General features: G+C 67.6%; 11 protein-coding genes. 7 read left to right on the top strand and 4 right to left on the bottom strand.

All coding sequences use genetic code 11. The features are described 5' to 3' along the window. From RM532_RS04370 to argE, 3 genes are read right to left on the bottom strand one after another with little or no spacing between them, the layout of a single operon-like run. Entirely contained in the window at positions 1 to 750 is a 750-nt protein-coding gene (locus RM532_RS04370; RefSeq protein WP_311651938.1) for a 16S rRNA (uracil(1498)-N(3))-methyltransferase, read from the bottom strand. Positions 751 to 763: 13 nt separating this feature from the next. After that, complete coding sequence (gene argA / locus RM532_RS04365) at positions 764 to 2,098, bottom strand: amino-acid N-acetyltransferase (protein ID WP_311651937.1); 1,335 nt, start codon at positions 2,096 to 2,098, stop codon at positions 764 to 766. 37 nt (positions 2,099 to 2,135) lie between these two features. Continuing rightward, positions 2,136 to 3,299, bottom strand: coding sequence for an acetylornithine deacetylase (argE, locus tag RM532_RS04360; RefSeq protein ID WP_311651936.1), 1,164 nt, complete (start codon positions 3,297 to 3,299; stop codon positions 2,136 to 2,138). 26 nt (positions 3,300 to 3,325) lie between these two features. Between argE and RM532_RS04355 the strand changes: the two genes are divergently transcribed. From RM532_RS04355 to RM532_RS04325, 7 genes are all read left to right on the top strand, one after another. Continuing rightward, on the top strand, positions 3,326 to 3,709 hold the full coding sequence (locus tag RM532_RS04355; protein WP_311651935.1) for a hypothetical protein: 384 nt from the start codon (positions 3,326 to 3,328) through the stop codon (positions 3,707 to 3,709). Further along, positions 3,666 to 4,880: a JDVT-CTERM domain-containing protein gene (locus tag RM532_RS04350; protein WP_311651934.1), complete on the top strand. Its 1,215-nt coding sequence runs from the start codon at positions 3,666 to 3,668 to the stop codon at positions 4,878 to 4,880. The genes RM532_RS04355 and RM532_RS04350 overlap by 44 nt, the downstream gene beginning before the upstream one ends. Positions 4,881 to 4,993: 113 nt before the next feature. Beyond that, positions 4,994 to 5,296 carry a JDVT-CTERM system glutamic-type intramembrane protease MrtJ gene (mrtJ, locus tag RM532_RS04345; RefSeq protein ID WP_311651933.1) on the top strand — a complete coding sequence of 101 codons (303 nt, stop codon included), beginning with the start codon at positions 4,994 to 4,996 and terminating at the stop codon, positions 5,294 to 5,296. Positions 5,297 to 5,332: 36 nt separating this feature from the next. Further along, the gene (locus tag RM532_RS04340) at positions 5,333 to 5,884 is read left to right on the top strand and encodes a UPF0149 family protein (RefSeq protein ID WP_311651932.1); all 552 of its coding nucleotides are present in this window, start codon (positions 5,333 to 5,335) and stop codon (positions 5,882 to 5,884) included. Positions 5,885 to 5,900: 16 nt separating this feature from the next. Beyond that, positions 5,901 to 7,211, top strand: coding sequence for an aminopeptidase P N-terminal domain-containing protein (locus RM532_RS04335; RefSeq protein ID WP_311651931.1), 1,311 nt, complete (start codon positions 5,901 to 5,903; stop codon positions 7,209 to 7,211). Beyond that, positions 7,204 to 8,403 (top strand): FAD-dependent monooxygenase, encoded by a 1,200-nt coding sequence (locus RM532_RS04330; RefSeq protein ID WP_311651930.1) that lies wholly within the window; start codon positions 7,204 to 7,206, stop codon positions 8,401 to 8,403. Before RM532_RS04335 ends, RM532_RS04330 begins: the two co-directional genes overlap by 8 nt. Further along, positions 8,396 to 9,592, top strand: a complete 1,197-nt coding sequence (locus RM532_RS04325; RefSeq protein WP_311651929.1) for a UbiH/UbiF/VisC/COQ6 family ubiquinone biosynthesis hydroxylase — start codon at positions 8,396 to 8,398, stop codon at positions 9,590 to 9,592. The genes RM532_RS04330 and RM532_RS04325 overlap by 8 nt, the downstream gene beginning before the upstream one ends. Positions 9,593 to 9,598: 6 nt before the next feature. Here the strand turns inward: RM532_RS04325 and RM532_RS04320 are convergent, their stop codons facing one another. Continuing rightward, complete coding sequence (locus RM532_RS04320) at positions 9,599 to 12,010, bottom strand: efflux RND transporter permease subunit (RefSeq protein WP_311651928.1); 2,412 nt, start codon at positions 12,008 to 12,010, stop codon at positions 9,599 to 9,601. Between the last annotated feature and the right edge of the window lie 10 nt (positions 12,011 to 12,020).

Raw genomic sequence — 12,020 nt, 5'->3', positions numbered from 1 at the left:
CTAACGGAAGTCTCCCCAGCGGGTCTGCAACGCCGCCAGCGCCGCCGGGCCGGCGGTTTCCGTGCGCAGGATGCGTGGCCCCAGACGCACGCCTTCGAAGCCGCTGGCCCGGGCCGCGTCCAGTTCCTGGTCGGAAAACCCGGATTCCGGACCGATCAGGAGAGTGACCGAGGTCGGCGTGGTGGTGCCGTCGGCGGGACCGCCCGTGGCGCGGGGATCGAGCATCAGGCGCCGTTCACCGCCGGCGTCGGTCAGCCAGCCATCCAGCCGGCAGGGAACATGCACCGTCGGCAGCACCTCCCGGCCGGCCTGTTCCGCGGCCGAGCGGACCACGGCCTGCCAGTGGCGGTGCTTGCGGTCGAGGCGGTCGCCGGCCAACTTCACCTGGCCGCGCTCGGTGAACAGCGGCTGGATGGCGGCCACGCCCAGCTCCACCGCCTTGGCCACGGCAAAATCCATGCGGTCGCCCCGGGCCACGGCTTGCGCCAGCGTGACGGCCAGCGGTGATTCGCGCCGCGGCTGGCGATGTTCCAGCACCAATGCCTGCGCGGATTTGCGATCCAGCGCCGCCAGCCGGGCCGGATATTCCCCGCCGCGGCCGTCGAACAGCACCAGATCGGCCCCGGTACGCAGGCGCAGCACCGCACCCAGATGATGGACCTGCTGGGCACCCAGGGCCACCGTGTCACCAATGGCCAGCGCCCGGTCCACATGGAGCCGGGGCACATGCTTGCGGCGGGTGTCGGTCACCGTCGGGAGCGGGTCACAGTGTCTTGATCAGCACGGTGGAGTTACGCTGGTAGTTGTACATCTGCTGACGCGTCAGCGGCAGATCCGCAATGTCGGCGGTGCTGAAACCGCGCTCCACGAACCAGTGCGGCGTGCGGGTGGTCAGCACGAAAAGCCGCGCCAGACCCATGGCGCGGGCACGCCGCTCCACCGCCTGCATCAGGCGCTCGGCGCGGCCCTGCTTGCGGTAGTCGGCATGGACCGCCACCGAGGCCAGTTCGCCGACCTGTTCATCGGGGTAGGGAATCAGCGCGCAGCAGGCCGTGATCAGCCCGTCGCGTACCATCACGCTGTAGTTGTCGATTTCCAGCTCAAGCTGTTCGCGGGACCGGGGCACCAGAATGCCCGCAGCCTCCAGCGGCGCGATCAGATTCAGCAGGCCGCCCGCATCCTCCACCGTGGCCTGACGGATGATGTCGTAGGTGTCGGCGGCGACCAGCGTACCGGCGCCGTCGCGGCTGTAGAGTTCGCGTAGCAGCGCACCATCGGCCTCGAAACGCACCAGATGGGCCCGCGTCACGCCCTGGCGGCAGGCCTGTACCGCGCACTGCAGGCGGGCCCGCTCCTCGTCGTTCAGCCCGTCACCGGATTCCAGTAATGCCTGGGCTTCGGTGGGTGACAGCTGGGCCGGCGGGTGCGCCGCATGCTCGTGCATTTCCGGGCCCGCGTGCAGCATGATCAGTTTGTCGGCCTGTAACGCCGCGGCGGTGGCGGTGGCCACTTCCTCCGCCCACAGGTTGAAGGTCTCGCCGGTGGGGGAATAGCCGACGGGCGAGAGCAGCACGATGTGATCGCGATCGAGATGGGCCCGGATGGCGTCGACATCCACCCGCCGCACCTCGCCGGTGTGGCGGTGATCGACCCCGTTGACCACGCCCAGTGGCTTGGCGGTCACCAGATTGCCGCCCGCCACTCGTAGCCGCGCGCCGCCCATCGGGGTGCTGGCCAGCCCGGTGGACAGCAGGGCCTCGATGTCCATGCGGAGGGTGCCCACCGCCTGCTTGACGCAGGTGAGAGCCGGCGAATCGGTCACCCGCACGCCACCGGACAACACGCTTTCCACCCCGGCTGTGGCCAGGGCCGCGTCGATCTGCGGCCGGGCGCCGTGCACCAGCACCACCCGCACGCCCAGGCTCTTGAGCAGGGCAATGTCGTAGATCAGGTCCGCGAAACCGGGATCCGCGGCTGCCTCGCCGCCGAACATGATCACGAAGGTGCGGCCGTGATGAGCATGGATGTACGGGGCACTGGCGCGCAGTGCCGTCACCATGTCCTGGCCTGTTTGGGTTGTGCCGTTGTCCGGATGCATGCCGCTGCCCGCCGCGAAACCGCGTATTAAAGCATGTTCACGGCCTTAGGCAGAATCGGCCGATCAGTCCGTGCAGGATGTCGCGCATCGGATCGATGCGGTCCATGCCCAGAAACTCGTTGGGCTGATGGGCCTGGTCGATGTCGCCGGGGCCCAGAATCACCGTGTCCATGCCCAGCGCATTGTAGAACGAGCCTTCGGTGCCGAAGTCCACCGCCGCGGCCGTCCGGCCGGTGAGCTGTTCCGCCGCGCGCACGATTTCCGCGTCGGCTGCGGTTTCCATCGCCGGGGTGCCGGTAAACAGTTCCTCGAACTCGATGCCGCAGTCGCTTTCGGCCAGGGCCTCGTGCGCCACTGCCCGCAGCTCGTCGCGCAGCGGGGCAATGTCGAAACCCGGTGGAAAACGCAGATCCACCTGCAATTCACAGCGAGCGGGAATGCGGTTGGGGCTGTCGCCGCCGTGGATCACCCCCGTATTCAGCGTGGCATGGTCGACCGGAAAGCCCGGCGCCGGGGCGCGGGTGGCCAACTCGTCGCGGAAGCGGCATACGGCATTCAGCACTTGGCGCATGCCGTCGATGGCGTTGACTCCGAACGCCGGATTGCTGGAATGGCCGGCATGCCCGGTCACCCGGATGGCTTCCATCAGGATACCCTTGTGCCGGCGGATCGGCACCAGCCCGGTGGGTTCGCCGATCACCGCGTGGCGGGCCGGCCGATGTCCGGCATCGCGCAGGGCACGGGCCCCGTCCATGCCGCATTCCTCGTCGGCACTGGCCAGGATCACCAGCGGCCGGGTCAGATCCGTGGCCCGGTAATCGCGGGCCACATCCGCGGCCAGGGCCAAGAAGCCCTTCATGTCGGTGGTGCCCAGGCCGTAGTAGCGCGAGTCCCGCCTGGTCAGGGTAAAGGGGTCGCTGTCCCAGCCGTTATCGTCGTAGGGCACGGTATCCAGATGCCCGGCCAGGGCCAGCCCGTCGCCGGCCTCGGCATCACCCAGCGTGGCAATCAGATTGACCTTGTCATCGCGAGGACCGACCGGCAGGCAGCGGCAATCGAAGCCGAGGTCTTCGAGCCAGCCGCCCAGACACTCGGCCGCGGCCCGGTTGCCCATGTCGATGGCCGGGTCGGCACAACTGATCGAGGGCGTGCCAACCAGCGCGGCCAACAGCTCGGGAAAATCGGGGATGCGTCCAGCCATGTCGGGGCGACTCCGGTTGCCGGTTGATGGCGGGTAATGCCCGCACGATGGACAGTTTAACGGTTGGCGCGCTAGCGTTGCCCGACAATCAGGGAGTCCGCCTTTTCATGACTGCAATGACGCGATTTCTAGTCTGGGTGCTGCTGGCGCTGGTGGCCTTTCTTCCGGGGCAGTCGGTCAGCCCCGACGCCGTCACGCAACCCGCCACTCGTGTCTTCATCGGTCCGGCCGATTCGCGTGTGTTCGCCGCGCGGCAAGCTGCCGCCCCGGCCGCGGAAGCGGCAGAGGTCACCGTGCGGGACGGAATGACCATCGTCACGGTGCCGCAATCGCGCCATTCCTGGCTGCAGGCCAGGCGCAATGCCGATGGCGAGATCCGCATCGGCCATGGGGTTGGTCATGGTCACTGACGCGCTGCGACGGGGATGCGCGGCCGCGCTTCTCGTACTGACTGCGGGTGCGGTGCAGGCGGCGGATATCCGCATCATCAACGGCGACACTCCGGGCGAGGGTTTGAACGATACGACGCCGCGCGATCCGGTGCCGGGCAATCCGGGAACCACGGTCGGCGCGCAGCGGCTGAATGCGCTGGGCTACGTGGCCGATCTGCTGGGTAGCCGGATCGGCAGCGATGTGCCGATCCTGGTCGAGGTGACGTTCAGCAATCTGCGTTGCCGGAGCACCAATGCCGATCTCGCGGCGGCCGGGCCCGAGCGCTTGGTTTCGGATTTTCCCGGGGCGCAGCCGGGGGTGTTCTATGCGCTGGCGCTGGCCAACGCGATCAACGGGGCGCGGATCGAATCCGGCCCCGACATCAGTGCGGATTTCAATGCAGATCTCGACGCACCGGATGACTGTCTGGGCGGGGCGGACTGGTATTACGGTCTGGACAACAATCCGCCCGGCGACGATCTCAACTTCGTCAGTACCGCCACCCATGAGCTGATCCACGGCCTCGGTTTTGCCAGCTTTGTGAACCTGCAGACCGGTGAATTCTTCATGGGGCTGCCCAGTATCTACGAGACCTTCATCCGCGACCTCGGCTTCAGCACTACCTGGCCCAGTCTGAACAACAATGAACGGATGGCCTCCGCGGCAAACGACGGGAATGTGGTCTGGGACGGTCCCAGTATTACCCCGCAGGTCAGCGCCCGTTACAGCGACGGCACGGTTGGCAGTGATCTCCAATTGTATGCCCCCAACCCGGTGGAACCCGGTTCCTCGATTTCCCACTGGGAAGCCGACCTGACCCCCAATGCCCTGATGGAGCCGTTCGTCGACGCCCGCGGCGATGTCGATATCCGCAACGGGATTGGCCTGGCGGCCTGCGTGCTCTCTGACCTCGGCTGGGGGCTGATCAACAGGGTTGGTTGTCCGGACGATGACGGCGCGGCAATCCCGTCCCCCGACGGGACCGCCGATGGCAGCGGCAATGCGAATGCTGGTGGCGGCAGCGGCGATATGGCCGGGGATGATGGCAGCGGAGGCGGCGGCTGCACCCTGGGCCGCGGTGCCCCCGATCCGATCTGGCTGGCACTGTTGCTGGTCGCGGCCTGGCGATTGCGACGGCAGAGCATCTGAACATTCTTCGCGACCCGTGGCTCTGGCTGGCACTGGCGGCGGGGCCGCTGGCCTGTGGCGGGCTGGCGCTGACGGGCTTTGCCCGCTGGTCGATCGGCGGGTCGCTGGCGCCGATGTCGCTGGTCATGGTGATCGTGGCGTATCCGGTGGTGGAGGAATGGCTGTTCCGTGGCGAACTGCAGCCCTGGATCGGCCGGAAACTGGGTGGTGGGCTCGGGCCGGTGAGTATTGCCAACCTGATCACCAGTCTGCTGTTCAGCGCGCTGCATCTGCTTTTTCAACCGCCCGGCTGGGCGCTGGCGGTGTTCCTGCCGTCACTGGTGTTCGGCCATTTCCGCGAGACCACTGGCGGGCTTGCCGCACCGATGCTGCTGCACGGCTGCTACAACGCCTGCTTCTTTCTGCTGCTGGCATAGCCAATGGCAGGCGCGCAGTTTTGTTAGCCTTGCGCCATGAACGAGACATCCGAAAGCCGTTACGACGGGCTTGCCCGGCGCCTGAGCGAGGCCGGCGCCACCCAGGATCCGGCGGAGGTGCACGGCTCGCTGTGTGGTGCGCTGTGCCTGCACGATCAGCTGCCCACGGTGGATCTGGTGGAGGGAGCCGACGCCGAGGCGCTGCAGCCGCTGCTGCAGGCATTGCAGGAGTTCAGCCTGGAAGGGTTGTACGATTCGGATTCGGGCTTCCAGCCGCTGCTGCCCGACGATCAGGCACCGCTGCCGCGTCGAGTCAAGGCCCTGGCGAGCTGGTGCAGCGGGTTCGTCTACGGTATTGCCAGCCATGGCGAGTTCGATCTGACCCACTGCACCGACGAGGTGCAGGAAGTGGTTCGCGATCTCACCGAACTGTCCCGGGCCAGCCTCACCGACGAGGATGCCGGCGGCGAGCAGGGCGAGGCCGACTACGCCGAGCTGGTGGAGTACGTCCGCGTCGGGGTCCAGCTGATCTTCCTGGAAATGCGTACCGCCGAGCGGCAGGACGAACCCGACGCGCGTCTGCACTGACCACCAGCAACAACATATGATCCAGCCCATTGACTACGCCCGACGCCGGGCGCATCTGGCCGAGCGCATCGGCGACCGGGCAGTGGCGATGCTGGCCGCGACCCCCGAGCGAGTGCGCAACCGCGACGTGCACTATCCCTATCGCGCCGACAGCGACATGCGCTATCTCACCGGGTTCACCGAACCGGAAGCCGTGGCGGTGCTCGCGCCCGGCCGGGCCGATGGTGAATTCATCCTGTTCTGCCGCGACCGGGATCCCGAGCGCGAAGTCTGGGACGGCCGGCGCGCCGGACCGGACGGAGCCTGCCGTGATTTCGGCGCCGATCAGGCCTTTCCCGTCCAGGAACTGGGCCAGCGCCTGCCGGAACTGCTCGCCGACCGGGACACCGTCTATCACAGCCTGGGCGCCGACGACTGGGCCGACCGTCAGTTGACCGCCGCGCTTGACCGCATCCGCGCGATGGGGCGCCGGGGCTGGCAGACGCCCACCCAGATAGGACTGTTGCAGTCTGTGCTGCACGAGATGCGCCTGCGCAAGGAGCCGGCCGAACTCGACCGCATGCGTCATGCCGCCGCGGTTTCGGCCGCGGCCCATTGCCGGGCCATGCGGGTCTGCCGGCCGGGCATGGCGGAATATGCCCTGGCCGCCGAGCTGCATCACGAGTTCGAGGCCTCAGGCATGCACTGGGCCTATCCCTCCATCGTCGGAGGTGGCGCCAACGCCTGCATCCTGCACTACATCGAGAATGCCGCGACACTGGCCGGTGGCGACCTGGTCCTGATCGACGCTGGGGCGGAGAACGCGGGCTATGCCGCGGACATTACCCGCACTTTCCCGGTCAGCGGGCGTTTCTCCGGCCCACAGCGGGATCTCTACGACGTGGTACTGGCCGCCCAGGAGGCGGCGGTGGACGCGGTGCGCGCCGGCAACGATTACGACGCCTTCAACCGCGCCGCGGTCCGCGAACTGTGCCGGGGAATGCTCGACCTGGGCCTGCTTGTCGGCGATCTGGGCGCGGTGATCGAACAGCAGGATTACAAGCGCTTCTACATGCACGGCACCGGTCACTGGCTGGGCATGGACGTGCACGATGTGGGCGACTACAAGCGCGACGGCCAGTGGCGGGCGCTGGAACCGGACATGGTAGTCACGGTGGAACCGGGGCTGTACGTGCCCGCCGGCAGTGAAGGGGTGGATGAGCGCTTCTGGAACACCGGCATCCGCATCGAGGACGATGTACGGGTGACGGACGGCGCGCCGGAAGTGCTCACCGCCGGCGTGCCCAAACGGGCCGATGAGATCGAGGCCCTGATGGCCGATGGCTGATGACTTCGACGTCCTGGTCATCGGCGGCGGACTGGTCGGGGCCAGTTTCGCCTGTGCCATGGCCGGTTCGGGTCGCCGCATCGGGCTGGTGGAGGCGGCACTGCCCGCCACCGATCCGGTGCCGGACCAGGTCGAGCGCACCACCGCGCTGGCCTGGGGCAGCCGGATCCTGTTCGAACGCTGGGGACTGTGGCCGGCCATCGCCGGGACGGCCGCCCCGATCCGCCATCTGCATGTGTCCCAGCGCGGCCGCTTCGGCGTTACCCGGGTTGATCATGCCGACTACGGGGTCGATGCGCTCGGGTATGTGGTGCCCAATCACGTACTGGCCGGTGCGCTTTATCAGCGCCTGGCGGACGTCGACGGAGTGGAGGTGATTGCGCCGGCCCGCTTCCAGCAGCTGGAAACCGGCGAGCACAGAGTCGCGGTAACCCTCAGCGAGGGCGACCGGTCGCGCCAGATAACGACTTGCCTGGTGGTAGGGGCCGATGGCGCCGGCTCGGCCGTGCGCGCTGCCCTGGGTATTGGCGCGGAAATCCGTGATTACGGCCAGCAGGCGGTGGTCACCTCGGTTTGCCCCGGCCGCCCGCCAGGCGATACCGCCTACGAGCGTTTCACGCCGGCCGGCCCGATCGCGATCCTGCCGCGCTCCGCAACGGATGTCGCGCTGGTCTGGACCCTGCCGACGGATGAGGCCGAACAGCGCTGCCGCGAGGACGACGGCGCCTTTCTGGCCGCCCTGCAGACGGCGTTCGGGCAGCGTCTGGGGCGCTTCGATGGCCTTGGGCCGCGTGGTGCCTATCCGCTGAAACGGGTGATCTGCCCGCGGCCGATCGCCGAGCGGGCGCTACTGGTGGGCAGCGCTGGTCACCATCTGCATCCGGCCGCCGCGCAGGGTTTCAACCTGGCCCTGCGGGACGTCACCGTGCTCGCCGGGTTGCTGCAGACCGCCGCCGACCCCGGCGATGCCGCCCTGCTGGAGACCTGGCGCGAGGCGCGCCGCGCCGACCAGCACCGGGTGAGCAATTTCACCGACGGCATTGTCCGTCTGTTTTCCAATCGCCTGCCGGGCCTGGGACTGGCCCGGGGGCTGGGGCTGACCGGGCTGGAACTGCTGCCCGGGATCAAGCACGACATGGCCCGCCGCAGCATGGGTCTGGCCTTCGCCAGCGACGTGACCACCGATGCCTGACTCGTTCGATATCGCCGTGGTCGGCGGTGGCATGGTGGGGGCGGTGCTGGCCGTCGCACTGGACCGGGCCGGCTTCCGGGTCGCCCTGATCGAGGCACGGGAGCCGGTGCCGCTGGCCTCCGACGACGAGTACGATCTGCGGGTATCGGCCGTATCCCCGGCCTCGCGCCGACTGCTGGAAAACCTGGAGTTGTGGGCGGACCTCGATCACCACCGCGTCGCCGTCTATCGCGGCATGCGGGTGTGGGAAGGCGGTGGCCGGGCGCAGCTGGAATTCGAGCACACCGCCCTGGGGTTGCCGGAGCTGGGCCACATCATCGAGAACCGCCTGATTGTCGATGCCGCATGGCGGGCGCTGCGTAATGTCACCTGCTTCTGCCCGGCGGAACTGGGCGATCTGTCGGTCACGGCGAACGCCGCCAATCTGACCCTGGCCGATGGCCGTGAACTCCGGGCCCGGCTGGTGGTGGGCGCGGAAGGGGCGGGTTCGCCGGTGCGGCGGTTCGCCGGCATCGACACCGTGGGCTGGCCCTACCGCCAACGCTGCACCGTGGGCACGGTGGCCACGGAAAGGCCGCACCAGTCGATTGCCTGGCAACGCTATATCCCCACCGGACCGGTGGCGTTCCTGCCGATGGCGGATGGCCGCTGTTCCCTGGCCTGGCATGCCGACGACCGGCTGGCCGACGAGCTGCGCGATCTGGACGATGCCGCGTTTGCCGAGCGCCTGACTCGGGCCTCCGGCGGCATTCTCGGCCGGGTCACCCGCGTCGACAGCCGTGCGGCTTTCCCGCTGCGCCTGATGCACGCCACCGACTATGTCCGGCCGCGCATCGTGCTGGCCGGCGATGCCGCCCACGTGCTGCATCCCATGGCGGGGCAGGGGGCCAATCTCGGCTTCATGGATGTGGCCGCCCTGGTCGAGGTGCTCGAGCAGTCCCGTCAGTCCGGCCGCGACCCGGGCGACGAACGCCGCCTGCGCCGCTACCAGCGGCGCCGCAAGGTGGACAATCTGGCGATGATGGCGGTCACCGACGGTATCAAGCGGGTGTTCGGCATCGAGGATCCGGCGCTGTCCCGCTTGCGCGACCGCGGCATTGCCGCGGTGCAGGACCTGGCGCCGCTCAAGCAGCTGATGATGCGCCAGGCAGTGGGGCTGGGCGGTGATCTGCCGCCACTGCTGAAGTAACCCAGTTTACCGAGCCGGCTGCTCCTGATCCCAGTCGATCCGCTCGCCCAGCAGCGGCTGCGGGCGGCGCACGAAGCGCGGGCGCAGCAGGTTCACCAGCAGCGGCAGCACGATCAGCGACATGGCCATGTTGATGCCCATGATCACCATGATCAGCAGGCCCATGTCGGCCACGAACTTGAGCCCGGACAGCAGGTACAGCGGCAGGATTCCTACCGCCATGATGGTGGCGGTAAACAGAATGGCCTTGCCGGTGGTCACCAGTGCGGCGCGGATGGCCGCCTCCCAGTCGCCGTCCAGCCGCTGGAACTCCTCGCAGATGCGCGACAGCAGGTAGATGCCGTAGTCGATACCCACCCCCAGACCGATCGCCGCCACGATCATGGAGTTCACGTCCAGCCCCACGCCCAGCAGGTGCATGGCCGCCACCATGGTGAAGTGGGACAGGTTGACCGGAATCAGCAGCAGGATGCCGGCCACTACCGAGCGGTAGGCCAGCGAGAACATCAGGAAGATGAACAGGTTGAGCAGTAGCACGATGAGGTGGTGATAGCGTTCCACCACCCGGTTGATCGCCTCCTGCAGGGCGATGATCCCGGTACCGAGCCGCACGGTGAAAGCCTCGTGGTCGACCCCCACCTTTTCGACCGCGGCACGCGCTGTCGCCAGCGCCTGGTCCACCGTTTCCTGCTTGTTGTCTGGATACCACAGCGACACGGTCGAGTGCTGGGCATCGAAGGAAATCACGTGATTGAAGGCCTTGGCGCTGGAGCCGAGCATGGCGGCGGTGGCCGCGGCGCTGATTGCCCGCTGGCGTTCATCCAGCGGCATCCAGCGAGGATCGCCGCCGTTGTAGAGCCGGTTGCCCTCGCGCAGGTAATCGGCGAATGAAAGGGTGGCGGCCGGCGGGAACTCGCCGGTCTCCAGATCGTCCTGCAACTGCAGCATGGTGCGCACGGTGTCCAGTTGCTGGGCGGTCCAGCTGGGATCCTTGTCGTTCTTGGCCTCGAGCACGATCTCCAGCGTGTTGGTACCGGGAAAATGGTCGTTGATCTGGCGGACCGCGGTGTTGAATTCGGAGTCATGCCAGAACAGGTGGCTGCCCTCGACCGGATTGCCGATGCGGATCTGCAGCGCGGTGAAAACCGCCGCGCCGCCACCGGCAATCACCACGGCAGCGGTAACCGCCGCGCGCCGGCCAGTGGTCAGGCCCGCGATGCCATTCAGCAGGCGTACCAGGCCGCTCCGGGCGTACTCGTCGGACCGGCCGCCAGTTGCCCTCACCGGGCGGCGCGGAGCGGGCAGGGTGGCCAGCAGCAGGGAAATCAGTACCACGCCCGTCGGAATCAGCCACACCGCCCACATGCCGCAGAAGATGGCGTGCCTGACCATGGCGGGAATCGGGGCGGCAATCACCACCGCAATGCCCAGCACGTCGGTGAGAATGCTCAGCACCGAGGGGGCTGCCATCACCCGCATGGTGCGCCGGGCGGCTTCCAGCCGGTCGCCCACCTCGGCGTGAATTTCATGGAAGCGCTCGGTGAACTGCACGCTGTGGGAGAATGAGCGGGCGGTGAGCAGCAGCGGCACCACCATCAGTAGCGGCTCCACCGAGATGTTCAGCCAGCCCACGAAACCGAAGGCCCAGATGGCGGCAGTCGCGCTGGTGATCAGCGGGGTGACTACGCCCACCAGGTTGCGCATGTAGAACACCAGGGCCCCGAACAGCGCCAGTAGCGTCAGGGCGAAGATGCCGGCCATCTGCCATTCGTAGCGATAGACCCAGCCGATCAGCGCCGGCTGGCCGGTCAGATAGATATCGTGATTGGCGTCGCGCGCATTCTCGACCAAGCCCTGGACATATTCGAAGGTTTCGCCGTAATCGATCCGGTGCTCGATGAAGGTGGCCATGATCAGGGTGGCCGAATCATCCTCCGAGACCAGGAAATTGCGGATGTTGGGGGAGCGATCCACCCGGTTGCGAAAATCGGCGATGGTCTTCGGGCTGACCGGCGGCGCGTCCCCCATCAGCGGCTGCATGTCGATGCCGTAGGGGGTGGCTTCGGCGTAGCGTGCCTTGGTGGTGGTGATCGACAGTACCTGGTCATGGTCCACCGCCGGCGCCAGGTCGATGTCGCGGGTCAGATCCCAGACCTTCTGCAGCGTGTCCGCGTGATAGAGCGTGCCGTTCTTTCGCTGGACCATGATCACCATGGTCAGCGGATTGCCGAAGTTGGGATGGTCCTTGAACACCTGGACGAATGGATCGTCGGTGGGCAGCAGGTCCGAGAACACCGTCTCGATCTGCACCCGTGGCAGACCGGCGGCGAAGAACAGCGTGATCAGCGCGAACACCGCGAATGCGGCCCGGCGGTGGCGCAGAACCCAGTCGGCAAGGCGTTGTCGTAGCGAGTACAAGCGGTGGTCC

The sequence above is a fragment of the Spectribacter hydrogenoxidans genome, assembly GCF_031846275.1.
In the GTDB taxonomy this organism is placed as follows: domain Bacteria; phylum Pseudomonadota; class Gammaproteobacteria; order Nevskiales; family Salinisphaeraceae; genus Spectribacter; species Spectribacter hydrogenoxidans.
The sequence above is the reverse complement of the archived record's forward strand: the minus strand, read 5'-3'. Positions and strand labels throughout refer to the sequence as shown.